The sequence below is a fragment of the Tenacibaculum pacificus genome, assembly GCF_027941775.1.
GTDB classification, from domain to species: Bacteria; Bacteroidota; Bacteroidia; order Flavobacteriales; family Flavobacteriaceae; genus Polaribacter; species Polaribacter pacificus_A.
In genome coordinates this window covers 1185001-1209902 of the sequence record NZ_CP115917.1, presented here as the reverse complement: position 1 = coordinate 1209902, position 24902 = coordinate 1185001, and the positions used below count along the sequence as shown (strand labels likewise).

Genomic DNA, 24902 nt, shown 5'->3' with positions numbered 1-24902 from the left:
TTTTAAAAGATTATTTTTGACACATATTTACAACAACACAACTGATGAAAAAATACACTTATACTGAAAAAAAAGATACCCGATCTGGGTTTGGTGATGGTTTAACTCAATTAGGAAAGACAAATCCTAATGTAGTTGCCTTATGCGCAGATTTAACTGGGTCTTTAAAAATGGGAGATTTCAAAAATAATCATCCAGAACGTTTCTTTCAAATAGGAATTGCTGAAGCTAACATGATTGGTATTGCTGCTGGTTTAACTATTGGAGGTAAAATTCCATTTACAGGAACATTTGCAAACTTCTCAACAGGTCGTGTTTATGATCAAATTCGTCAATCTGTAGCGTATTCAGATAAAAACGTGAAAATTTGTGCTTCACACGCAGGATTAACATTAGGTGAAGATGGTGCTACGCATCAAATTTTAGAAGATATTGGGTTAATGAAAATGTTACCTGGTATGACAGTAATTAATACTTGTGATTACAGTCAAACAAAAGCAGCAACTATTGCTATTGCTGAACACGAAGGCCCTGTATATTTACGTTTTGGTAGACCTAAAGTACCTGTTTTTATGACTGATGAGCCTTTTATCATTGGAAAAGGTATTAAAATGACTGAAGGAACTGATGTAACTATTGTTGCTACAGGTCATTTAGTTTGGGAATCATTACAAGCTGCTGAGCAATTAGAAGCAAAAGGAATTTCTGCTGAAGTAATTAATATTCATACAATTAAGCCTTTAGATGAAGAAATTATTTTAAAATCTGTAGCAAAAACAGGATGTATTGTTACTGCTGAAGAGCATAACAAATACGGAGGTTTAGGTGAAAGCGTTGCTCGTTGTTTAGCAACTAACACGCCTACTCCACAAGAATTTGTTGCTGTAGATGATAGTTTTGGTGAATCTGCAACTCCTGATCAATTAATGGAGAAATACGGTTTAAATGATGCAGCTATCGTTAAAGCTGTAGGAAAAGTTATTTCTAGAAAATAATATTTTATACATATATAAAAAAGCATCATTTATAATTATAAATGATGCTTTTTTATGTGCCAATATATTCTATTTTACTACTTTTATATCATCTTAAAAAACAAACTAACAACTAAAACAAAAAAGATGAAAAAAATTATTTTAATGACATTTCTTCTTATAGGAGGAATTCAATTATCTAAAGCTCAAGTAAATTACGGTATAAAAGCTGGGGTTAATTATAATTCAAATTCTTTTTCAGATGTAAAAAATGATGTCCTTTCAGGAGGAGAAAGTAAAACTGGTTTTCATGCTGGTGTTTGGTTACGAGGAAAAATACCAATATTAGGTATGTATATTCAGCCAGAATTAGTGTACACGCAATTAAATAGCGATGTAATTTTTAAGCCAAATACATCATCTGTAACTGTAAAAACATCATACACCTTAAATAAAATTGATGTTCCTGTATTATTAGGTAAGAAAATTTTTAAATTTGGACGTGTTTTTGCAGGACCATCTTTTCAATATATTATTGATGGAGATTTTGGAACAGATGAAATTAAAGATGTAGAAGCAGATGGTTTTTCAATGGGAATACAATTAGGTGCTGGTGTTGATTTAGGTAAATTTGGTATTGATGTACGTTGGGAAAGAGCATTTTCTGATACCGAAAGCAGTTTACTTAATAAAACAGATGCTAGTGAAGTAAGTTTTGATACAAGAATAAATCAAATAATTGTAGGTCTATCTTATAAGTTCTAATAAATAAAAGTTATAAAAAAAGCCTAAATAATTAATTATTCAGGCTTTTTTTATTTTCTCCTAGTGAGTTTTTACTTGTAAATATCTCTATTTAAAAAATCTGGAGTAGATGGTTTATTAGGGTCGCTAAAGTTATTAAGTGGATTTCCACCTTCTTTATCAACTTCATTCTTTGTTAATTTACTATCTCCATCATCATCATTATCAAGATAATTTACTACTTGATTACTATCAGTATCATCATTCCATGGTTTACCGTCGCCATCAACATCTTCCAATATAGAAGGAACATTATCTAAATCATGATCTGTATCTTCTACGATATCATGTAAATTAATAATATATAATAAGTTTTTATTAGTTAATCCAGCATTATTTCTATATGCTAAACCAGAAGGAAGTAAGAAAAAACCTTCTCCAATATTATTGTAAGAAACAGGACCATTAATAGGAGTTCCATCATCATTTGTTTTTAAAGTACCTCCTTTAAAATGTGAAAATCCATATAGCCAACCTCTAATTAATCTTGTGTAATCACCATTAAACCAAGTTGGAGTTTCTAAATCACTTTCTTTAACTAATTCATCAGAATCAACAAAAGAGCTTAGTCTATAAGTTGTGAAAACAGAATCAACAACAGTCGTTTGTTTTTTAGCTGATATTCCTTGTTTTTTCACAAAGTAATAATATGTATAATCTAAATCATATTCATTTACAGTCTGCATTTTTAATCTATTATCTGTAAACAAAGCTGTTTTACCTGTAATTAAAGGCTTAATTGAATCAACATCATCTTTATAATAATGAGATTTTAAAAACTTAACAATAGTATCTTTGTCTTTTACAGCCTGTGCTTCATGATCGAAATTAGGAATATTTGTATTATTATTTGAACTACATGAGTACAAAAAAATACTTACCAATACGAAATAAAAAAGATGTTTAAATTTTATCATTTAATTCTGAAATTTTAACTTGCAATTTACCATTTTTATACCTTTGTAAAAACTAAAAAGATAAATTTTAACTTTTAATATGAGAATCGACAAATATTTGTGGTGCATCCGCTTATTTAAAACACGAAGTATCGCTACAGATACTTGTAAAAAAGGACATATAAAAATTAATGGTATCAAATTAAAACCATCTAAAGAGATCTTTGGAAATGAAGAGATAACAATTCGAAAAGATCAAATAAATTATAAAATAAAAATATTAGATATACCTCCTAGCCGTGTTGGCGCTAAATTAGTTGATTTATACAGAAAAGATTTAACTCCGAAAGAAGAGTTTGATAAAACAGCTTTATTAAAATATTCAAAAGATTATTACAGAAAAAAAGGCGCAGGAAGACCTACCAAAAAAGATAGACGAGATATTGATGATTATGGTGTCGATTCTGAAGAAAATGACATTAATTTGTAATATCTTTATCTTTTCTTTTTAAATTTTTAAATAAAAAAATGAACGTATCAGATTCTATTATATTAAACAATTTACAAGTTGAACAAAAAATTCGTCGTATTGCTTTTCAAATTTACGAGAGCAATAGCAACGAAAAAGAAATTGTAATTGCAGGAATTGCCAATAATGGTTATTTATTTGCTGAAAAAATACACAAAGTATTATTAGAGATATCTCCTTTAAAAATTGAACTTTGTAAGGTTTTTATTGATAAAAAAAAGCCCAGAAAACCTATTACAACTTCTTTAACTATTCCTGAATACGAAAATAAGTCGTTAGTTTTAATTGATGATGTTTTAAGCTCAGGAACTACCTTAATATATGCTATAAAGCATTTTTTAGATGTTCCGTTAAAACGATTTAAAACAGCTGTGCTAGTAAATAGAAACCACAAGAAATACCCTGTAAAAGCAGATTTTAAAGGGATTTCCCTTTCTACATCAACCAAAGAACACGTTGTTGTTGAGTTTGATAATGATGAAACAGTGGTATATCTAACCTAATAAAAGCGCTAATTCTGTAACAATTTCAGTTACTTTTTTAGCGTCAACGGTTAATTTATGATTTGCTTGATTATAAAAATGACTTCGCTCAAATAAATGTTTAGCTATAAACTCATGTAAATCACCTTTTTCTAATCGAGCTACTAAAGGTCTTTGGCTTTTTTCATTCATTAATCGCTGTACAATTGTATCGATACTTGTTTTTAAATAAACAGTATCTGTATCATCTTCAGCTATTATGATATCCATATTTCCTGCATAACAAGGTGTACCGCCTCCTAAAGATAAAATTACATCTTGTTTTAATGCAAGTATCTCTTTTAAATAATGATGTTCTTGTTTTCGAAAATAAATTTCTCCTTTATTTTCGAAAATTTCAGATACGGTCATATTTTCTTTTTCTTCGATATAATCATCTAAATCAATAAAAGAAAAATTATTTTTTTTAGCTAACAACCTACCAATGGTAGACTTACCACTCCCCATATATCCTATTAATACTGTTTTCATAAATCTAAAAATTAAGCGATTACAAATATCTTAAAAAAAACTATAAAAAATGTTTTTATATTCAAAAAAAAGTTATATATTTGCAATCGCTTAGACAAATAAGCAACAATGACCTGGTAGCTCAGTTGGTAGAGCATCTCCCTTTTAAGGAGAGGGTCCTGGGTTCGAGCCCCAGCCCGGTCACAAAAAGCTAAGCATAATTGCTTAGCTTTTTTATTTTTTAGCACGTATGGCGGAATTGGTAGACGCGCAGGCTTGAGGGGCTTGTATTCGTAAGAATGTGCAAGTTCGACTCTTGTTACGTGCACAAATATAAAATACCTCCTATCTCTATCTCTTTTTTAATATTTTTTATACTACTTTTTGTTTGTTGATTTCAATTTCACAATTTATTAACTAATTTCATATCAATAATCCTTATTATTGTAACATACAAAAAAACTACCTATCCCTTATCGTATTTATATTTATATCTATTTCAAGTTACTCTCAACAACTGAAAGGACAAGTTATTGATTCGGAAACTAAAAAACCTTTGAGCGCTGCACATATTTTAAATTTAAACGCAGTTACTGGTACTATTACTAATGAAAAAGGACTTTTTGAATTGACATCAAAAGCAAATGATACTGTTTTAGTTTCTTTTTTAGGATTCTCTTCTATTAAGCTAAAAGTGACAAACGACCTTTTAAAAGGAAATGAAGTAGTAATATCATTAAGAGAAAAACCTGAAGATGTTAAAGAAGTTGTTATAAAATCAACAGATTTAATTGGTGTTTTAGAAGTTGATGTTAAACAAGTTCCTCAAGATAGATTTACAAGGATTCATATTAACGGATTGCCACAAACTTACGAAATCGGAAAGCCTCAAAAAATATCATCACCTATTGCCAAATTACTAAATCCTGTTGATTTGGTATATAACCTCTTCGGAAGAAAGCCTAAGCAACTTAAAAAAATCAAAAAACTTAAAAATAATGATGATTTACGTAAGATGTTAGCAGGTAAGTTTGATAGAGAAGTAATGATGGAATACCTAGAAATGGACAGGCAAGAACTGAATAAATTACTAATAGATTGTGAATATTCAGATTATTTTATAAAAAAAGCAAGCGATTTACAAATAATTGAAGCAGTATTAAATTGCTACGAAAATCATAAAGCTATTAAAAAAGGTAAAATTGAAATAAACCGAATACCTGATACTAGAAATTAAATAAAAAAAACCAGCAAATATTGCTGGTTTTTTTATGTCTTTAATTAATTTTATATTAAATTGAAAATAAGTAAATTCGCAGATTGAAAATAACTTATTAATACAGCACTAATACAGCAAAATAATGATTCATTTCTTTGGAAACGTTAGCAGTAAAATATTTACTGTTCAAACAACAAAAGAATTATCTACAGAAACTATTTCAAAACTTACCTGGTTATTTGGGGAGCAACCTAAAATAAATGAGACATCTTTAGAACTCTCGTTTGTTGGTCCAAGAGCTGCAATGATTACTCCTTGGAGTACCAATGCCGTAGAAATAACACAAAATATGGGTATTTCTGATATTATCAGAATAGAAGAATTTGACGTTGTTTCAGCCGATTATTCTGATTTTGACCCGATGATTTCTCAAAAATACGATGGTTTAAATCAAGATAGTTTTACGATTGATATTCAACCAGAACCAATTTTAAATATTGAAGACATTGCGGCTTACAATGAAAAAGAAGGTTTAGCTTTAAGTTCAGAAGAAGTTGAGTATTTAGAAGGAGTAGCAACAAAAATAGGAAGAAAATTAACAGATTCTGAGGTTTTTGGTTTTAGCCAAGTAAATTCAGAACACTGTCGTCATAAAATATTTAACGGAACTTTTGTTATTGATGGTGAAGAGATGCCAACATCTTTATTCAAATTGATAAAAGAAACATCTAAACAATTCCCTAACGATATTGTTTCAGCATATAAAGATAATGTTGCTTTTATAAAAGGACCTAAAGTAACTCAGTTTGCTCCTAAAACAGCAGATAAACCTGACTTTTATGAAACTAAAGAGTTTGAATCTGTAATTTCATTAAAAGCAGAGACTCACAACTTCCCTACTACTGTAGAGCCTTTTAACGGAGCTGCAACAGGTTCAGGAGGAGAAATTAGAGATAGACTTGCTGGTGGAAAAGGTTCTTTACCTTTAGCAGGAACAGCAGTTTATATGACTTCTTATTCTCGTTTAGAAGCTTCTATCGATTCAGTTAAAAATACAAGATTTTGGGAAAATAAATTTGAAGCTAGAGATTGGTTATACCAAACTCCGATGGATATTTTAATAAAAGCATCTAATGGAGCTTCTGATTTTGGAAATAAATTTGGTCAGCCGTTAATTACAGGTTCTGTATTAACTTTTGAACACGAAGAAAACACTGCTTCAAGTGATGCAAAACCTAGAAAATTAGGGTTTGATAAAGTAATAATGCAAGCTGGTGGTATTGGATACGGTAAAGCTGAGCAAGCATTAAAAGATACACCTAAAGAAGGAGATAAAATTGTAATTCTTGGTGGTGAAAATTATAGAATTGGTATGGGTGGTGCTGCGGTTTCATCTGCAGATACTGGTGAATTTGCTTCAGGAATTGAATTAAATGCTGTACAGCGTTCTAATCCTGAAATGCAAAAGCGTGCTGCTAATGCGGTTCGTGGTATGGTAGAAAGCGATGAAAACTTTATCGTTTCTATTCACGATCACGGTGCTGGTGGACATTTAAACTGTTTATCAGAATTAGTTGAAGATACTGGAGGTAAAATCAATTTAGATAACTTACCTGTTGGAGATCCTACTTTATCAGCAAAAGAAATTATCGGAAACGAATCTCAAGAAAGAATGGGATTAGTTATCGCTGAAAAACATATTGATACTTTACAAAAAATTGCTGAACGTGAGCGTTCTCCAATATATACTGTTGGTGATGTTACTGGTGATAATCGTTTTACTTTTGAATCTGAAACTAAAGGTGATAAACCTATGGATTTAGCTTTAGAAGATATGTTTGGTAGTTCTCCTAAAACTGTTTTAACTGATAAAACAATTGTAAGAAAATACAAGAACTCAAGATATAAAACTAAAAACTTAAACATCTATTTAGCGCAAGTTTTACAACTAGAAGCTGTAGGATGTAAAGATTGGTTAACCAATAAAGTTGATAGATGTGTTGGTGGTAAAGTTGCAAAACAACAATGTGTTGGTCCGTTACAAATCCCTTTAAATAACGTTGGAGTTATGGCGTTAGATTATAACGGTAAAGAAGGAATTGCAACTTCTATTGGACACTCGCCTATTTCTGCGTTAATTAACCCAGCTGCTGGTAGTAGAAATTCTATTGCAGAATCGTTAACAAATATTATTTGGGCACCTTTAAAAGATAATTTAGCTTCGGTTTCTTTATCAGCAAATTGGATGTGGCCTTGTAAAAATGAAGGTGAAGATGCTCGTTTATATAAAGCGGTAAAAGCTATTTCTGAGTTATCTATTGATTTAGGTATCAATGTACCAACAGGAAAGGATTCTCTTTCAATGAAACAGAAATACAAAGAAGATGAAGTGATCTCCCCAGGTACTGTAATTATCTCTGCAACAGCAAATTGTAATAACGTATCTAAAGTAATAGAACCTGTTTTACAAAAGAATGGAGAAAGCATTTATTACATCAATATTTCGCAAGATTCTTTCAAATTAGGTGGTAGTTCTTTCAATCAAGTATTAAATACTATTGGAAATGAAGCGCCAGATGTAAAGAATGCTAGCTTCTTAAAAGATGCTTTTAATACGATTCAAAACTTAATTAAAGCTGATAAAATTTCTGCAGGACACGATGTTGCTTCTGGTGGATTATTAACTACTTTATTAGAAATGTGTTTTGCTGATGTTAATTTAGGAGCTAATTTTGATATCTCTTCTTTAAACGAAGAAGATTCATTAAAAGTTTTATTTGCTGAAAATGCAGGAATTGTTTTTCAAGCTGATGCTTCAGTAGAAACAATTTTATCAGAAAATAATATTGAGTTCTTTACTATTGGAACAGCAAATGATTCTGGTAAAGTTACCATCAAAAATAATGAAGATAATTTCTCTTTTGATGTTTCAGAAGTAAGAGATACTTGGTATAAAACTTCTTATTTATTAGATGACAAGCAAACTGCAAACGGTTTAGCTAAAAATAGATTTGATAACTATAAAAATCAACCTTTAAAATATACTTTCCCTGCTAATTTTACAGGAAAAATTTCAGATGTTTTAGGTTCTTCGGATAAAAAAGATAAACCAAAAGCAGCTATTATTCGTGAAAAGGGTTCTAACTCTGAACGTGAAATGGCAAACGCAATGTATTTAGCTGGTTTCGATGTTAAAGATGTTCACGTGACAGATTTAATTTCTGGTCGTGAAACTTTAGAAGATATCCAATTTATTGGAGCTGTTGGTGGTTTTTCTAATTCTGATGTTTTAGGTTCGGCGAAAGGTTGGGCTGGAGCATTTTTATATAATGAAAAAGCAAATACGACTTTAAAGAATTTCTTTAAACGTGAAGACACTTTATCTGTAGGAATTTGTAATGGTGCTCAATTATGGATGGAATTAGATTTAATTAATCCTGATCATAAAGTTCATGGTCGATTAGTTCATAACGATTCTAAGAAACATGTAAAGCTCATTTACTTCTGTTAAAATTCAAGAGAATAATTCGGTAATGTTATCTTCTTTAGCAGGAACTGAATTAGGTGTTTGGATTTCTCATGGTGAAGGTAAATTTAACTTACCAGAAGCAGAAACAAATTATAGTATCGTAGCTAAATATGGATATGAAGGTTATCCTAATAATCCTAATGGTTCAGATTATAACACAGCAATGTTATGTGATGCTACAGGTCGTCATTTAGTAACAATGCCACATATTGAACGTTCAACTTTTCAATGGAACTGGGCAAACTACCCTGCCGGAAGAAAAGACGAAGTTTCACCTTGGTTAGAAGCATTTGTAAATGCTAAAACTTGGATTGAAAACAAGAAATAAATTCTATTTATTATTTATTAAAAACAGCTTTTGAATTCTCAAAAGCTGTTTTTTTTTATACCTGTTTGTTTTTGAATTGATAAATTTATTAAAAAATAGTGCCTTAAAATTTTTTACAGAATCTATGTTTTATTACGCTAATCTTAACTCTTACATTTTTTATTTACTTCTTAATAAGAAAATTATGAGAGAACTAAATATCTTCCTACATACTTTAATTTATTCTTCATGAACTTCTTTCTAGTAGCTAATTAATAAACAACTCCCTCTTCCTTTTTAATTAATTTACAAGATAAAAATATAACGGATTTTTCATTTTACAAATGTACAGGAACTAAACAGATATAATTGTAAATCAATTTTCAATAATTCATTCACATTAATACAGAGTGTCTTTTATTTTACATTAGTAAATTGAAATTATTGGTGTTTTTTATATGATAAGATATCTAATATCTCAGTCTATTTAAATAAAGTTATTACTGAACTCAATTCTTTTTTATTTAGAAGACAAAAACAAATTATTTTAAGCATTAAGTACTTTTTGTGTGTTTGTTTCCTTATTAATTAATAGCATGAGAGAAAGAATTCAATCAATATCTTTATACAGAACCAGAATTTATTACTTGTTTCCTTTTGTCTATAATAGGTAACTGCAACTCTTTTTTTAATTCATTTTAATACAAAAATACAATCACTTTTTTATTTTACAAATGTATAACTACATACACGTAACTGATGAGTACAATTGTAAATCACCTAAGTAGTTAGTCATATTTACGTAAGTAAACCAATATTAGTTATTTGTTTTATATGATAATCCCTACTGTATCAAAATAAGATTATATAAAACTAACACTCTTTCGATATACTTTACATATATGTATTAAAATAAATGAAATAATACTATTGATTTTCTTTTACATTTGTGTATATTTGTGTCAAACAAATAAATATAACAATTGTAATCACTATAATTATGGAAATGGAAATTTTAACTAGATTAAAAAAAATACTTTCTCATTATAATTTAACATCATCAACCTTTGCTGATACAATAGATGTTCAACGATCTAGTATTTCTCACCTTTTATCAGGAAGAAATAAACCAAGTTTAGATTTTATTATGAAAACCGTCAATAAATTTCCTGAAGTTGATTTATATTGGTTTTTATATGGTGAAGGTGTTTTCCCTAAAGAAGAAAAAAAGAAAGAAATTATAGCTGAAGTAGTTATTGAATCTGAAAAAATAGAATCAAAAGAAGTTAATATTAATAAAAAAGAAAGCCCTACTCTACTCTCTGATATAGAAGTTTCAACAGATAAAACGGTTGAAACTAAAATAAAAAACAGTAAAAAATTAGTGAAAATTGTTTTACTATATAATGACGGTAGTTTCAATGAATTTAATCAATAAAAAAAAGCGTAGCAATTTAAAATTGCTACGCTTTTTTTTATTGATATATTTTAATTAAGTTAACATTCCTCCGTCAACAGATAATGTTTGTCCTGTAATATAAGCACTCATATCAGAAGCTAAAAATACACATGCATTTGCAATATCTTTTGGAGTACCTCCTCTTTTTAAAGGAATTTCACTACGCCAAGCATCTACAACTTTTTCATCTAACTTTGCTGTCATTTCAGTTTCAATAAAACCAGGAGCAACTACATTACTTCTAATGTTTCTTGAACCTAATTCTAAAGCAACCGATTTAGAAAAACCTAAAATTCCAGATTTAGAAGCTGCATAATTTGTTTGACCTGCATTTCCTTTTAACCCAACAACTGAACTCATGTTAATAATAGAACCAGCACGTTGTTTCATCATTGGTCTAATAACTGCTTTTGTTAAATTAAAGACAGATTTCAAATTAACATTAATAACTTTATCAAAGTCATCTTCAGAAATACGCATCAATAAATTATCTTTTGTAATACCCGCATTATTTACAAGTACATCAATTGTTTTAAATTCCTCTAAAACATTTTTTGCTAATTCTTGAGCTGCATCAAAATCAGCAGCATTAGATTGGTATCCTTTAGCTTTTACACCTAAATCTGATAATTCATTTTCTAAAGCATTTGCTGCTTCAACTGATGAACTATAAGTAAACGCAACATTACATCCTTGGTTTGCAAATTCTAATGCAATACCTCTACCTATTCCTCTAGTAGCTCCTGTAATAATTGCTGTTTTATCTTTTAAAAGTTTCAATGTAATTTATTATTTTAAGAAATCAAATATAAAAATAAAACTTAGTTAATACTCTTAATAAATATAAAGTATAAATAATCTATGTTTTATTATTTTTTTCGTGTTATTTTTTACGAAAAAATTAGTGATTATAGTATCCAAATAATTTAGTTATAGGCTAAATTATTTTTTAAAAATAATCTTATTAAATAATAAAGTTTAGTTATAGGCTAAAATTTATTAAGTAGTAACTTTACAAATATATAATTTTTTTTCATAGTTGTATACTTACTTCTTCTATTTTATAAACATAAATAATAAAATAAATATCATTAAAAAACCAGTAAAGCTAATTACTGGTTTTTAATATTTTATAAATTTCAAGTTAATTTATAAAAAACAACTTGAAATTTATTTTACTAATAATTTATTAGAAGGTTTAAACTTAGTTAAGTTAATTCCTTTTACTGCTGTAATGTATTCTTCAAGAGAAGGAATTCTTCCAAGTATTGTAGATAAAACAACAACAGGTGTAGATGAAAGTAAAGATTCACCTTTTTTAGCATCAGTATCTCTTACAACTCTTCCTTGAAATAAACGAGTTGAAGTTGCCATTACCGTATCTCCTGCTTCAGCCTTTTCTTGATTCCCCATACAAAGACTACAACCTGGACGCTCTAAATATAATTTATTTTCATATTTAGTTCTTGCAATTGCTTTTGGAGCATTATCATCAAATACAAATCCTGCATATTTTTCTAATACTTCCCAATCACCTTCTGCTTTTAATTCATCAACAATATTATATGTTGGTGGTGCTACAACTAAAGGAGCTTTAAATTCTACTTTACCTTGTTGCGTTTCTAAATTTTTTAGCATTTGTGCTAATATTTGCATATCTCCTTTATGAACCATACGTGAACCAACAAAACCTAAATCTACTTTTTTAGTTCCTCCGTAAAAAGATAAAGGTTGAATATTATCATGTGTATAACGTTTAGATACATCTTCATTATTTACATCTGGATCAGCAATCATAGGTTCAGAAATTTTATCTAAATCTACAACTACTTCTGCATAATATTTAGCATCTGCATCTGGTTTTAATGCTGATTTAGTTCCTGTTTTAATTTCCTTAATACGATTATTAGCTTTATCGACTAATCCTTTAAGGTCTTGTTTCGGATTATCCATACCTTTATCAATCATGATTTGGATACGGTCTCTAGATATTTCTAATGATTCAATTAAAGTTTCATCTTCTGAAATACAGATAGAAGCTTTTGCTTTCATTTCTGCTGTCCAATCTGTAAATGTAAAAGCTTGATCTGAAGTTAACGTACCAATATGAACTTCAATAATTTTTCCTTGAAAAACATTTTCTCCTTCAAACTGATTTAACATTTGTTCTTGAGTAGCATGAACTACATCACGGAAATCCATATAAGATTTCATTTCTCCTTTAAAAGTTACTTTTACAGATTCTGGAATTGGCATTGTAGCTTCACCAGTAGCTAATGCTAAAGCAACTGTTCCTGAATCTGCTCCAAAAGCAACACCTTTTGCCATTCGTGTATGTGAATCTCCACCAATAATAACATCCCAATCATCAACTGCAATATCATTTAATACTTTATGAATCACATCTGTCATTGCATGATATTTCCCTTCAGGGTGACGTGCAGTAACTAATCCGAAGTCATTCATAAACTTCATTAATCTTGGAATATTAGCTTTTGACTTATCATCCCAAACAGAAGCTGTGTGACATCCTGACTGATAACCTGTATCAACAATTGGAGAAATTACAGTAGCTGCCATCATCTCTAATTCCTGAGAAGTCATTAGACCTGTAGTATCTTGAGACCCTACAATGTTTACCTCTATACGAACGTTAGAGCCTGCGTGTAAAATTTTACCAGGTGTAGTTCCTACTGCATTTTTATTGAATATTTTTTCAACAGCTGTTAAACCTTGTCCATCAATAGATACTTCTTTAGAAGTTGCATATACTTGAGGAACATCAATTCCTAAAACTTTACAAGCAAATGATTGTAGTTTTTTACCAAAAACAACAGCATAAGATCCTTTAGCTTTAATAAACTCCATTTTTGGCGGCGTTAAAGCAGTAGAAATATCTTTTAATTCTTTGTCGCCTTTATATAATTTCTTTGTTTTTGTATTTATAGTAAAAACAGTACCAGTTGCGACAGAGTATTCTTCTTTTAAAACTGCATCTCCTTCTTCATCAAGAATAGTATTCCCGTCAGCATCTTTCTGTTTTACCCAATTTTTTAAATCGATACCTATTCCACCAGTAACTCCAACTGTTGTTAAAAAAATTGGAGCAATACCATTTGTTCCTGCAATTACTGGAGCAATATTAATAAATGGTACATATGGGCTTGAAGAAATACCTGTCCATAAAGCAACATTATTTACACCAGACATTCTTGAAGAACCAACTCCCATTGTTCCTTTATCTGCAATTAACATTACACGTTTATTCGGGTGTTGCTCTTTTAAAGCTAGCAATTCTTTTTGCATTTCTTTATTATGCTCAAACATAGATTGACCATGTAATTCACGATCTGATCTAGAGTGTGCATCTGCTCCTGGAGATAATAAATCTGTTGAAATATCACCAATACCAGCTACAAAAGTAACTATTTCAATTTCTTCGGCAACATCAGGAAGCTTTGTAAAGAACTCAGCCTTAGCATAACTTTCGATAAGTTCTTTAGCTATTTCATTTCCACTTTTGAAAGCATTTTCTAAACGAGCCATATCTGCTTCATAAAGAAAAACTTGAGTTTTTAAAACAGTGACAGCTTGTTTAGCTAAATCTAAAATTGTACCTAATGCTAAATCTAATAATACATCAATAGAAGGACCTCCCTTCATATGTGATAATTGTTCAAAAGCAAAAGAAGGTGTTATTTCTTTAATAATTGATTCTCCTAAAATAATTTCTTTTAAAAAATTTGCTTTTACTACAGCAGCACTTGTTGTTCCTGGTAAAACATTATATATAAAAAAGTTAAGAGAATTTTCTCTATACTCATTATTTATATCTTTAATTTGTGCAATGATTTCGCTTAGTAATTCAGCACCATCAATTGGTTTAGGATGAAGTCCTTGATCTTTTCTTGATTCAATTTCCTTTATATAATCTTTATACATATTCATAAAAGATTTGTTTTTAAAGTTAATAGCTTACTTTTAAACCTTCTAAAGGTGTTACACTTTTTTTGATTTAGAGTATTTTTTTGATACATCAATATCAAAAAAGCTATATAAAAAGTTAAGTTAATTTTTGTGATACAAAAGTACTATTTTTAACTCAATTTTAAAAGATAAACAACAAACTAGCGTAAATACTATTTTAAAAATAATTTAAATGATTAAAAAAAGAATTATATAATTAATGAAGATCTAAATGTTAATTTTTTAATAAATATGTAATTTAAAATCCTTAAAACGATTTATATTTTAAGGATTTTAAATTAAAAAAGCAGACCATTAAGCTGGATTCTGTTCCTTATAAATAAGGCTCTTATCATTTATCTAGTTTTACAATTACTCGTAAAATCAATCTGTCTACCCCTTAGAATCGCGCGAGTAGCGCTCGAGCTCTAATGTACATGACATTGCACCGTATAGAGTTTACCTGGTTTCACTACAGCATTACCTGTACATTCTTTCTGCTGCACTTGTCCTCGGCTTACGCCGGACGGTTGCTATCCGCTATACTACTCTGTGGTGTCCAGACTTTCCTACTTATACTAAATATAAGTCGATAAGATTGGTCTGCTTAAATTTTTTATAAAATTCACTTCTTTCATAAAAAAACCCACTCAATAAATTGAGTGGGAAAATTGCTATGAAAAAGAAAAAGTGTCTATAACGTCTTATAGACACTGCAAATATATAACTCTTTTTAACATTACACAACCAAAACAATAAAAAAAATAAAATATTTTATTTTTTTACCTAAATAAGAGAGGGTGTTTTTCCTTATTTTCAAATAGTGTTAATTATTTTCAATAAAAAACAGAACCCTAGCCCCGATTGAAGCAACTGTTTGAGCTCTTTTTTATTTTTCTTTTCGAAAAAATAAAAAAAGCGAGTGCGGAAAGCGGGAAATTGCTACTAATTCAAAAATAAAAAATTATGCTAGAGCCTGTTTAAATTTCAACTAAAGTGTTTTTTTAACATTAACCGTCATTCTAAATTTATTTGAGCATCATATAAAGCGAAGATTTACCGGAAATCAGGATGCGAAACTGAACTAAATTCAATTTGACGGATTCTATTTTTCAGTTATAAAACATGTTTAAATGAAATTTAAGATAAGAAGATTTGTAAAATAAAAAACCCACTCAAAAATGAGTGGGTTTTAAAGTATTATAAATCGTTATCAGAAAAAAATGACTGAATATTTATGTTTATTATGAAAACATATCTTTTACTTTCTCAAAAAATGATTTATCAGATTTTTGAGGGTTTGGACTAAAATTGTCATCACCCTGCATTTGTTCAAAAAACTTACGTTGTTCTTTGGTTAACTCTTGCGGAGTCCAAACATTAATATGAATTAAGAAATCACCAATACCATAACGTTCTATACTTGGTAATCCTTTTCCTTTTAACCTTAAAATTTTACCAGATTGTGTTCCAGCTTCAATCTTTATTTTTACTTTTCCTGTAACTGTTTCTACTTCTTTAGAAACACCTAAAACAGCCTCAGAAAAATTAATATATAAATCGTGGTGAATATTACTTCCCTCTCTTTTTAAATTTTCATGAGGAACTTCTTCGATAACGACTAATAAATCTCCTGGAATAGAGTTTTTACCAGGTGCTTCATTTCCTTTTCCTCCAACTTTTAATTGTACTCCTTCAGAAACTCCTTCAGGAATATTAATAGAAACTGTTTCTTCTTTAACAATTAAACCTTGTGCATCTGCTCCACTAGGTTTACTGTTTAATATTTCACCAGCTCCTTGACACGTACCACAAGTAACTGCCTGTTGCATTCTACCTAAAATGGTATTTGTAACACGCATTTGTTGTCCGCTACCATTACAAGTTGTACATGTTTTATAAGTAACACCTTCTGCTTGTACTTTTCTGCGAACTTTTACTTTCTTTTCTACTCCTGTAGCAATTTCTTCTAAAGTAAGTTTTACACGAATACGCATATTAGATCCTTTAACTCTAGCTTGTCGCTGACCTCCGCCACCGCCAAAACCGCCAAAGCCACCGCCTCCGCCGCCAAAAATATCACCGAATTGATTGAATATGTCATCCATATTCATTCCACCACCGCCAAAACCACCGCCGCCGCCACCTTGTGGACCGTCGAATGCTGCATGACCATATTGGTCATAACGTGCTTTTTTATTATCATCACTAAGAATTTCATATGCTTCTGCACATGATTTGAATTTCTCTTCAGCAGTTTTATCATCCGGATTTTTATCTGGGTGATATTTAATTGCCATTTTACGATATCCTTTTTTTATCTCAGGTTGTGTTGCTGATCTTGAAATACCTAATATTTCGTAATAATCTTGTTTTGCCATTTTTATGCTATTCTGTCATTGTCAATATAATGAAGTATTTTTTTGAAAAAATAGTACTTCGCATTTGCAAAGCTATTGCTTTGAAATTCTTTGTAATGACTTATTGTTTATGCTTGTCCTACTACCACTTTTGGGTGACGGATAATTTTATCTCCTAACTTATACCCTTTTTCTACACAGTCAATAACTTTTCCTTTTAAGTCATCTGAAGGTGCAGGAATTTGTGTAATAGCTTGGTGTACATCTGCATCAAAATCATCACCTGCTTTTACAGCTACTGCTGTTAAACCTTTTTGCTCTAAAGTAGCTACTAATTTTTGTTGAATTAATACTACTCCTTTACTAAACCCTTCTTTATCATCTTCAACATGTACTAAAGCACGTTCTAAATCATCCAAAATTGGCAGTAAAGCTGTCATAACTTGTTGCCCTGCTGTTTTGAAAAGCTCTACACGTTCTTTAGAAGTACGTTTTTTATAATTTTCAAACTCAGCAAATAAACGTAAATATTTATTTTTTTCAGCTTCTAATAAATCTTCTGTTGTAGGTTCTAAAGATATTTTCTGTGCTTCTTCAGCATCTTTTTCTTTAGAAGAACCTTCTGTTTCTTCTATATTTTCTTCTACTACTGTTTTATCAATTGCGTCTTTTAACTCGTCTTCTTTTGTATATTGATCTTTACTCATTGTAAATAGTTTCTTTAGTTTCTTCAGCATACTTTTATCAATAATATTGCCAATAAAAAAATCGTGCCATGTTGACACGATTTTAATTATTTTAATTTTTTATTAATCTTCTATTCTTTCTATTTTAGCTCCAATAGATTTTAAACGAGCTTCAATATTTTCGTATCCTCTATCAATTTGCTCAATATTATTAATAATACTAGTTCCTTTTGCTGATAAAGCTGCAATCAATAATGAAATTCCTGCACGAATATCTGGTGAAGTCATTTTAGTAGCTTTTAACATTGATTTAAAATCATGTCCTATAACTGTTGCTCTGTGTGGATCACATAAAATAACTTTAGCTCCCATATCGATTAATTTATCGACAAAAAACAAACGACTTTCAAACATTTTTTGATGAATCAATACAGTTCCTTTTGCTTGAGTTGCTAATACTAAAACAATACTTAATAAATCTGGAGTAAAACCAGGCCAAGGAGCATCGGCTACTGTTAAGATTGAACCATCAATATAATTTTGAATTTCGTAACTATCTTGTGATGGAATAAAAATATCATCACCTCTTTTTTCTAGCTGAATTCCTAGTTTTCTAAACACATTAGGTATTTGTCCTAAATTTTTCCAACTAACATCTTTAATTGTTAATTCTGAACGTGTCATTGCTGCAACACCAATCCAACTACCAATTTCAATCATGTCAGGTAATACTCTGTGTTCACAACCGCCTAAAGATTTTACTCCTTCAATAGTTAATAAATTAGAGCCTACTCCTGATATTTTTGCGCCCATTGAATTCAACATTTTAGATAATTGCTGAATATAAGGTTCACAAGCGGCATTATATATAGTCGTAGTTCCTTTTGCTAAAACAGCTGCCATTACAATATTTGCTGTTCCTGTTACCGATGCTTCATCTAATAACATATCAGTTCCTACTAAACCATTTTCGGCTTCTACACCGTAAAAGTATTCTTCTTTATTATATCTAAATTTCGCACCTAAATTAATAAAACCCTCAAAATGAGTATCTAAACGACGTCGACCAATTTTATCACCTCCTGGACGAGGAATATATCCTTTTCCAAAACGAGCTAATAAAGGACCTACAATCATTATAGAACCTCTTAAAGAGCTTCCATCTTTTTTAAATTTTGCTGATTCTAAATATTTTAAATTGATATTATCAGCTTGAAAACTATAAGAATTTGTTCCTAATTTTTCAACTTTAACACCTAATTCACCTAAAATAAAAATCAGTTTATTTACATCAATAATATCAGGAATATTATTAATTGTTACTTTATCAGGAGTTAATAAAACTGCACATATAATTTGTAGTGCTTCATTTTTTGCTCCTTGAGGTGTAATTACGCCATTAAGTTTGTGACCTCCTTCTATTTTAAATGATGCCATTTTTTATTTTTTTCTATATTTATTATTAGTAGTATAATTTGATTTTGTCTTTGAAGAATTTTTACTTGTTGATTGTCCTTGACTACTACGTTTTCTTAGTAAATTTTTACTTTCTGATAATACTTCTTTCGACTCTCTTAAATCTATCTTTTTATCAGATAAATCATATAAATGCTTAAAAATAACAGCATCATCAACGGTATCTTTATTCCAATTTAAGTAACATTTTTTCATATGATTAGCAATGGTAAATACCAAAGCTTCTCTTTTTTCACCTTCTTCCCAAGTTAAGGCGATGTTAATCATTGTTTGGATATTATTTCCATAATAACGATATCTTGAAGCCGATTTTGGGTAATCCATTTTTTGAGGCTTCTCTGTTAATTCTTCTTTAGAAGGAATTTCATAAGGAGAATCAGCATCTAATTTAAAATCAGCAATAATATGTAACTGATCCCAAAGTTTGTGTTTAAAATCAGGAACATCACGTAAATGAGGTTGTAAATTTCCCATTACATCTACAATTGCTTTTGCCATTACATTACGCTCTTCTTTAGTTTCTAAAGCAATACAATGATTTATTAATTTTTGTATGTGTCTTCCATATTCTGGAATTATTAAGTGATCTCTTTCTGAATTGTATTCTAAATCAAACGTCATTTCTCTATATTTATGTATGCAAAATAGGTAATTATTACGAACAAATACGTTATCCGATTACCTTTAGTTTTGCAAATTGTAATAATAATTTCTTTTTACCAACCGTACCAAATTTAATTTCTGCTTTTTTATTAGGTCCTTTTCCTTCTAAGGCAATTACTTCACCAGTTCCAAAACGATTATGCTCTACAAAATTACCAATATTAATTTCTCCTGAAAATAAATTGATTGGTATATTTAATTGAGGCTTTATTTTCAGTTTACTTTTTGAAGGTATTAAATTAGGCTTTTCTTTTTTAGATATAAATTCTTTTCGTTGTTTTTGTATTGGTTTTTCAAATCTTATTTTTCTAGAAAAATCATTTGTATCAAACAAATCATCATCCATAAATCGATTTTCTAGTCTTCCTGAAATTTTAGGTGATAAATACTCTACAAATTCAGGAGCGATTTCTTCTAAAAAACGACTAGGATCTCCATCTGTTAATTTCCCCCAACGATAACGAGTTTTTGCATATGTTAAATAAGCAACTTTTTCAGCTCTAGTTAAGGCTACATAAAACAAACGACGTTCTTCTTCTAGTTCACTACGAGTAGTCATACTCATTGCCGAAGGAAACAAACCTTCTTCTAAACCTACAATATATACATACGGATATTCTAATCCTTTTGATAAATGAATTGTCATTAATGAAACCATCGGTGTATCATCAGTTTCACTATCAAAATCTGTTGCCAACGCCACATCTTCTAAAAATATAGGTAATGATGCATCATCGCCTGTTTCAATTTTATCTGTAATAAAATCTTTTATACCATTTAATAATTCTTGAATATTTTCAACTTTATTTACACCTTCTTGTGTACCGTCTTTTTGTAAATCTTGAACTAGTTCAATTCGTTTTACGACTAAATCAGCAATTTCAAAAGCATTCATTTTTTGCGCTTCTATTTGAAAACGCTGAATCATTCTTGTAAAATTAGCTAATTTATTTTTAGTTCCTGCATTTATTTTTAAATCGATGGTATTTATATTTACCAAAATATCAAAGATTGATTTATTATAATGATCAGCAGCTATTGCTAATTTATCCATAGTACTAGCTCCAATTCCTCTTGCTGGATAATTAATAATTCGCTTTAATGCTTCTTCATCATTCGGATTTATTAAAATACGTAAATATGATAATAAATCTTTTATTTCTTTTCGTTGATAAAAAGAGATTCCTCCGTAAATTTTATATTTGATATCTTTTTTACGCAAAGCATCTTCCATTGCTCTTGATTGCGCATTGGTTCTGTATAAAATAGCAAACGAATCATTTGTTAATTGATGCTCTTCTTTATTATCTAAAATAGATTGTGCAACAAAACGACCTTCTTCACCATCAGAAATAGTACGCATTATTTTAATGCTTTCACCTGCATCATTTGCAGTCCAGACTTCCTTATCTAACTTTGTTTTATTTTTATCGATAACACTATTTGCAGCTTCTACAATATTATTTGTTGATCGATAATTTTGTTCTAGTTTAAAGGTTTTAACATCAGGATAATCTTTTTGAAAATTTAAAATATTATTGATGTTAGCTCCACGGAAACTATAAATACTTTGCGAATCATCACCAACAACACAAATATTCTGAAAACGATCAGCCAAAGCTTTTACAATTAAATATTGCGAATGATTTGTATCTTGATACTCATCAACCATAATATATTTAAAACGATTTTGATATTTAGCTAATACTTCAGGAAAACGAGTTAACAATTCATTTGTTCTTAACAATAAATCATCAAAATCCATTGCTCCAGCTTTGAAACATCTATCAACATAAGCTTTATAAATATCACCTACTCTAGGTCTTCTGGCTTTTAAATCGGCTTCTTGCAATTCTGGATTTAAAGAATAAGCACGAACAGTTATTAAACTATTTTTAAAAGATGAAATTCTACTTAAAATTTGTTTTGGTTTATACTGCTCTTTATCAAGTTGCATTTCTTTGATAATACTTGATATTAAACGAACAGAATCTTGTGTATCGTAAATTGTAAAATTAGAAGGATACCCTAAACGGTCTGATTCCGATCTTAAAATTCGAGAAAAAACAGAATGAAAAGTTCCCATCCATAAATTTTTAGCCTCACTAGTTCCAACAACTCCGCCAATACGTTCTTTCATTTCACGTGCTGCTTTGTTTGTAAATGTTAGCGATAAAATATTAAAAGAATCAATTCCTTGTTCCATTAAATGAGCAATACGATAAGTTAAAACTCGTGTTTTACCAGATCCTGCTCCTGCTATAATTATCATTGGGCCATCTTTTTGTAAAACGGCTGCTCTTTGTGGTTCGTTAAGTTGCTCTAAATAAGTATTCAATAGAAAAAGTTTGTAAGAATTTTGAATTTGGAAATTTAACCATTCTTTTAGGTTATATAAAGAATGTAGCTTATTTTTTATTCAAAATTTTTAACTGTCTTAAAAAAGTTCTAAAAATTAATATTTTTTTTGATAGATAAAAAATTATTTTAAAATTTGGATTGGCAATTTTAATAGGACTTGTATATTCGCATTATGGAAGATAAAATTATTGAAGGATTAGCATATGCATTACCCGCCATGGTAACGGGCGGAGTCGCTTATTTTATATTAGGAGCTTTTATGAAAAAAGACGATGATGTAATAAAATTTAATGCCTTAGTTGACAAAAAACGAGAAAGTTTACCTATAAAACTTCAAGCTTATGAACGTTTACTATTATTCTGTGAACGTATAAATCCTACAAAGTTATTAGTTAGAGTACCTCCTATCGGAAATGATACCAATAGTTACTTACAATTATTAATTGCTAATATTGAACAAGAGTATGAGCATAATATGGTACAACAATTATATGTATCTGAAGATAGCTGGAAAGCAACTGTAGCTGCAAAATTAACTATAATTTCGAAACTTAGAAAAACAGTTGAAACTTCAGAAACAGCAAAAGATTTACGAGAAAGTGTTTTAATTTATTATTCTCAAAATGAAAACCCAACACAAACGTCAATAGCATATTTAAAACAAGAAGTGAAAAAATTGATCTAAAATACGTTATAAAATTATCAAAAAAAAACATCAATGAAAAGCTCATTGATGTTTTTTTTATCTTCTATAAAGAATATTTTTATTTTACCTCCTCATAATTATCATCCCAATTCTGAGGATTTGGTTCTCCTAATTTACCTACCGATTTAGCAACTAAAGTAGCAACTGTTGCATCACCTGTTACATTAATAACAGTTCTACACATATCTAAAGGTCTATCAACAGCAAAAATTAAAGCTAATCCTATTGCTAATTTATCCGCAGGAAAACCTACCGATTCTAATACAATTACTAACATAACCATACCAGCTCCTGGTACTGCTGCCGAACCTATTGATGCTAATAATGCTGTTAATATAATTGTTAATTGATCTCCAAAAGATAAATCAAAACTTAATGCTTGTGCTATAAATACAGCGGCTACAGCTTGATATAAACTTGTTCCATCCATATTAATGGTTGCTCCTACTGGCAATACAAAACTAGAAACTTCTTTATCAACTCCTACATGTTCTTCAACACGTTCCATTGTTACGGGTAAAGTTGCAGCACTTGAACTGGTAGAAAACGCTAATAATTGTGCAGGACTTATTTGTTTTAAAAACCAAATTGGATTCTTTTTTGTAAATACACTTATTAAAACCATATAAAAAGTAACCATAATTAATAATCCTCCAATTACTGTAAAAGCATATTTTAATAATGCAAATAATAAATCAGGATCTTTAGATGATACAACTACTGTTGCTAATAATGCAAATACAGCATAAGGTGCTGATAGCATAATTAAATCAACCATTTTTAAGACAGCTTCATTTAATGAGTCAAAAAAGTTTTTTAATGGTTTTGATTTTTTTTCTCCTATTAATAACATTGATATCCCTAAGAAAATAGTAAAGAAAATTACCTGTAACATTGACTTGTTACTTCCCATTGCTTTTATGGCATTATCAGGAACCATATCGACTAAAAATTGTAAAGGTCCACTTGATTTTTGTTTACTAGCTTCTGCTATTTTAGCTTGTACTCCTCCGCTATTTGCATATGTTTCTGTTAATCTAGTAATAGTTTCTTCTGATATTCCATTACCTGGCTGTACTATATTAACCAATGCTAAACCTATAGTTATAGCTACAACTGTAGTTCCTACATAAATAACCATAGTACGTAACCCAATATTCTTAAATTTAGAAATATCTTTTAAGTCTGATATTCCTTTTATCAAAGAAGCTATAATTAATGGTACTGCTATTAATTTTAATAATTTAACAAAAATTGTACCTAGCGGTTTTATCCAATTCCCTACAAAAGAAGCACCTCCTTCTGTAAATGTCATTCCAATTCCAAATAAGATACCTAGAATCATTCCTATTAAAATCTGCCAGTGTAAAGCTAGTTTTTTCATTTATTGATTTATTTTTTTTAAAGCTTGTAAGGTAAAATAAAAAATTAAAAAAATGTGACGTTTAATTCGTAACTTGTGTCTTAATTATATAGAACGTATTACTAATCTTATTAAAAACAAAAAAATGGCAGGAATTTTAGACTTATTAAACAGTGACTTAGGTAAATCAATTATATCAGGAGTAGCAGGATCAACAGGACAGGATACTAATAAAACAAGTAGTGTTTTAACAATGGCTTTACCTGTATTAATGAAAGCAATGCAACGTAACTCTGCAACACCAGAAGGTGCTCAAGGTTTAATGGAAGCTTTAAATAAACATGATGGAGGTATTTTAGATAATTTAGGTGGATTATTTGACGGTGGTGTAAATCCTGATGTTTTACAAGATGGTGATAATATTTTAAAGCACGTTTTAGGAACAAAACAACAAGGTGTAGAACAAGTTATAGGTCAAAAATCTGGAATGGATTCTAATGCTGTAGCAAGTATTTTAAAAACAGCTGCTCCTTTATTAATGGGACTTTTAGGAAAACAATCTCGTCAAAATAACATTGGTAATTCAAATGATTTAGGTGGTATGTTATCAGG

18 protein-coding genes, 2 tRNA genes, 1 other RNA gene and 1 pseudogene (1 of these 22 running past the window's edge) are annotated in these 24902 nt (G+C 29.6%); 11 read left to right on the top strand and 11 right to left on the bottom strand.

Translation table 11 applies throughout. The features are described from left to right. Positions 1 to 44: 44 nt before the first annotated feature. Positions 45 to 995: a transketolase family protein gene (locus PG913_RS05540; RefSeq protein ID WP_271231979.1), complete on the top strand. Its 951-nt coding sequence runs from the start codon at positions 45 to 47 to the stop codon at positions 993 to 995. Positions 996 to 1121: 126 nt separating this feature from the next. After that, positions 1122 to 1739 (top strand): porin family protein, encoded by a 618-nt coding sequence (locus tag PG913_RS05535; RefSeq protein WP_271231978.1) that lies wholly within the window; start codon positions 1122 to 1124, stop codon positions 1737 to 1739. Between the two features lie 71 nt (positions 1740 to 1810). Here PG913_RS05535 and PG913_RS05530 read toward each other — a convergent pair whose 3' ends face one another. Next, positions 1811 to 2695: a peptidylprolyl isomerase gene (locus PG913_RS05530; protein WP_271231977.1), complete on the bottom strand. Its 885-nt coding sequence runs from the start codon at positions 2693 to 2695 to the stop codon at positions 1811 to 1813. A 79-nt stretch (positions 2696 to 2774) separates the two neighbouring features. On the opposite strand from PG913_RS05530, the gene PG913_RS05525 reads away from it, so the two are divergent. Both PG913_RS05525 and PG913_RS05520 read left to right on the top strand, forming a co-directional pair. After that, entirely contained in the window at positions 2775 to 3164 is a 390-nt protein-coding gene (locus PG913_RS05525; protein WP_271231976.1) for an RNA-binding S4 domain-containing protein, read from the top strand. A gap of 38 nt (positions 3165 to 3202) precedes the next feature. Then, the gene (locus tag PG913_RS05520) at positions 3203 to 3706 is read left to right on the top strand and encodes a phosphoribosyltransferase domain-containing protein (RefSeq protein WP_271231975.1); all 504 of its coding nucleotides are present in this window, start codon (positions 3203 to 3205) and stop codon (positions 3704 to 3706) included. Here the strand turns inward: PG913_RS05520 and PG913_RS05515 are convergent. Then, the gene (locus PG913_RS05515; protein WP_271231974.1) at positions 3698 to 4216 is read right to left on the bottom strand and encodes a shikimate kinase; all 519 of its coding nucleotides are present in this window, start codon (positions 4214 to 4216) and stop codon (positions 3698 to 3700) included. The two genes, PG913_RS05520 and PG913_RS05515, sit on opposite strands and share 9 nt — an antisense overlap. Before the next feature lie 110 nt (positions 4217 to 4326). Between PG913_RS05515 and PG913_RS05510 the strand changes: the two genes are divergently transcribed. The 5 genes and pseudogenes from PG913_RS05510 to PG913_RS05490 all read left to right on the top strand — a co-directional run bounded on the left by PG913_RS05510 (position 4327) and on the right by PG913_RS05490 (position 10688). Continuing rightward, positions 4327 to 4399: transfer RNA gene (locus PG913_RS05510), tRNA-Lys, on the top strand. A 40-nt stretch (positions 4400 to 4439) separates the two neighbouring features. Continuing rightward, positions 4440 to 4523 (top strand) — tRNA-Leu (locus PG913_RS05505). 99 nt (positions 4524 to 4622) lie between these two features. Continuing rightward, on the top strand, positions 4623 to 5432 hold the full coding sequence (locus tag PG913_RS05500; protein WP_333780815.1) for a carboxypeptidase-like regulatory domain-containing protein: 810 nt from the start codon (positions 4623 to 4625) through the stop codon (positions 5430 to 5432). 124 nt (positions 5433 to 5556) lie between these two features. Continuing rightward, positions 5557 to 9271: pseudogene (gene purL / locus PG913_RS05495) on the top strand (phosphoribosylformylglycinamidine synthase). Between the two features lie 985 nt (positions 9272 to 10256). Then, positions 10257 to 10688 carry a helix-turn-helix domain-containing protein gene (locus PG913_RS05490; protein WP_271231973.1) on the top strand — a complete coding sequence of 144 codons (432 nt, stop codon included), beginning with the start codon at positions 10257 to 10259 and terminating at the stop codon, positions 10686 to 10688. Between the two features lie 54 nt (positions 10689 to 10742). Here the strand turns inward: PG913_RS05490 and fabG are convergent, their stop codons facing one another. The 8 genes from fabG to PG913_RS05450 all read right to left on the bottom strand — a co-directional run bounded on the left by fabG (position 10743) and on the right by PG913_RS05450 (position 22198). Continuing rightward, positions 10743 to 11489, bottom strand: coding sequence for a 3-oxoacyl-[acyl-carrier-protein] reductase (fabG, locus tag PG913_RS05485; protein WP_271231972.1), 747 nt, complete (start codon positions 11487 to 11489; stop codon positions 10743 to 10745). Positions 11490 to 11879: 390 nt separating this feature from the next. Beyond that, the gene (locus tag PG913_RS05480; protein ID WP_271231971.1) at positions 11880 to 14657 is read right to left on the bottom strand and encodes a bifunctional aconitate hydratase 2/2-methylisocitrate dehydratase; all 2778 of its coding nucleotides are present in this window, start codon (positions 14655 to 14657) and stop codon (positions 11880 to 11882) included. A 318-nt stretch (positions 14658 to 14975) separates the two neighbouring features. Continuing rightward, an RNA gene (gene rnpB, locus PG913_RS05475) (RNase P RNA component class A) lies at positions 14976 to 15285 on the bottom strand. A gap of 634 nt (positions 15286 to 15919) precedes the next feature. After that, positions 15920 to 17056 (bottom strand): molecular chaperone DnaJ, encoded by a 1137-nt coding sequence (gene dnaJ, locus PG913_RS05470; RefSeq protein ID WP_271231970.1) that lies wholly within the window; start codon positions 17054 to 17056, stop codon positions 15920 to 15922. A gap of 107 nt (positions 17057 to 17163) precedes the next feature. After that, on the bottom strand, positions 17164 to 17742 hold the full coding sequence (locus tag PG913_RS05465; RefSeq protein ID WP_271231969.1) for a nucleotide exchange factor GrpE: 579 nt from the start codon (positions 17740 to 17742) through the stop codon (positions 17164 to 17166). Positions 17743 to 17844: 102 nt separating this feature from the next. After that, a complete protein-coding gene (gene murA / locus PG913_RS05460; RefSeq protein WP_271231968.1) occupies positions 17845 to 19158 on the bottom strand; it encodes a UDP-N-acetylglucosamine 1-carboxyvinyltransferase in 1314 nt (437 codons plus the stop codon). Positions 19159 to 19161: 3 nt separating this feature from the next. Further along, positions 19162 to 19818, bottom strand: a complete 657-nt coding sequence (locus PG913_RS05455; protein ID WP_271231967.1) for a DUF4290 domain-containing protein — start codon at positions 19816 to 19818, stop codon at positions 19162 to 19164. A gap of 49 nt (positions 19819 to 19867) precedes the next feature. Next, on the bottom strand, positions 19868 to 22198 hold the full coding sequence (locus PG913_RS05450; RefSeq protein ID WP_271231966.1) for an ATP-dependent helicase: 2331 nt from the start codon (positions 22196 to 22198) through the stop codon (positions 19868 to 19870). A 195-nt stretch (positions 22199 to 22393) separates the two neighbouring features. Here PG913_RS05450 and PG913_RS05445 point away from each other — a divergent pair, with 195 nt between their 5' ends. Then, positions 22394 to 22906, top strand: a complete 513-nt coding sequence (locus PG913_RS05445) for a DUF7935 family protein (RefSeq protein WP_271231965.1) — start codon at positions 22394 to 22396, stop codon at positions 22904 to 22906. A 79-nt stretch (positions 22907 to 22985) separates the two neighbouring features. Here the strand turns inward: PG913_RS05445 and PG913_RS05440 are convergent, their stop codons facing one another. Continuing rightward, a complete protein-coding gene (locus tag PG913_RS05440) occupies positions 22986 to 24311 on the bottom strand; it encodes a dicarboxylate/amino acid:cation symporter (protein ID WP_271231964.1) in 1326 nt (441 codons plus the stop codon). A 124-nt stretch (positions 24312 to 24435) separates the two neighbouring features. On the opposite strand from PG913_RS05440, the gene PG913_RS05435 reads away from it, so the two are divergent. Beyond that, positions 24436 to 24902 carry the 5' portion of a DUF937 domain-containing protein gene (locus tag PG913_RS05435; protein WP_271231963.1) on the top strand. Its footprint extends 181 nt past the window's final position, so the window shows 467 of its 648 coding nt (coding positions 1-467); it begins with the start codon at positions 24436 to 24438; the stop codon falls past the right edge of the window.

Bases quoted from the DNA above. Each gene is read 5' to 3' on its own strand.
- PG913_RS05540 (WP_271231979.1), top strand. From the start codon at position 45: ATGAAAAAATACACTTATACTGAAAAAAAAGATACCCGATCTGGGTTT.
- PG913_RS05535 (WP_271231978.1), top strand. From the start codon at position 1,122: ATGAAAAAAATTATTTTAATGACATTTCTTCTTATAGGAGGAATTCAA.
- PG913_RS05530 (WP_271231977.1), bottom strand. From the start codon at position 2,695: ATGATAAAATTTAAACATCTTTTTTATTTCGTATTGGTAAGTATTTTT.
- PG913_RS05525 (WP_271231976.1), top strand. From the start codon at position 2,775: ATGAGAATCGACAAATATTTGTGGTGCATCCGCTTATTTAAAACACGA.
- PG913_RS05520 (WP_271231975.1), top strand. From the start codon at position 3,203: ATGAACGTATCAGATTCTATTATATTAAACAATTTACAAGTTGAACAA.
- PG913_RS05515 (WP_271231974.1), bottom strand. From the start codon at position 4,216: ATGAAAACAGTATTAATAGGATATATGGGGAGTGGTAAGTCTACCATT.
- PG913_RS05490 (WP_271231973.1), top strand. From the start codon at position 10,257: ATGGAAATTTTAACTAGATTAAAAAAAATACTTTCTCATTATAATTTA.
- PG913_RS05480 (WP_271231971.1), bottom strand. From the start codon at position 14,657: ATGAATATGTATAAAGATTATATAAAGGAAATTGAATCAAGAAAAGAT.
- dnaJ (WP_271231970.1), bottom strand. From the start codon at position 17,056: ATGGCAAAACAAGATTATTACGAAATATTAGGTATTTCAAGATCAGCA.
- PG913_RS05465 (WP_271231969.1), bottom strand. From the start codon at position 17,742: ATGAGTAAAGATCAATATACAAAAGAAGACGAGTTAAAAGACGCAATT.
- murA (WP_271231968.1), bottom strand. From the start codon at position 19,158: ATGGCATCATTTAAAATAGAAGGAGGTCACAAACTTAATGGCGTAATT.
- PG913_RS05455 (WP_271231967.1), bottom strand. From the start codon at position 19,818: ATGACGTTTGATTTAGAATACAATTCAGAAAGAGATCACTTAATAATT.
- PG913_RS05445 (WP_271231965.1), top strand. From the start codon at position 22,394: ATGGAAGATAAAATTATTGAAGGATTAGCATATGCATTACCCGCCATG.
- PG913_RS05440 (WP_271231964.1), bottom strand. From the start codon at position 24,311: ATGAAAAAACTAGCTTTACACTGGCAGATTTTAATAGGAATGATTCTA.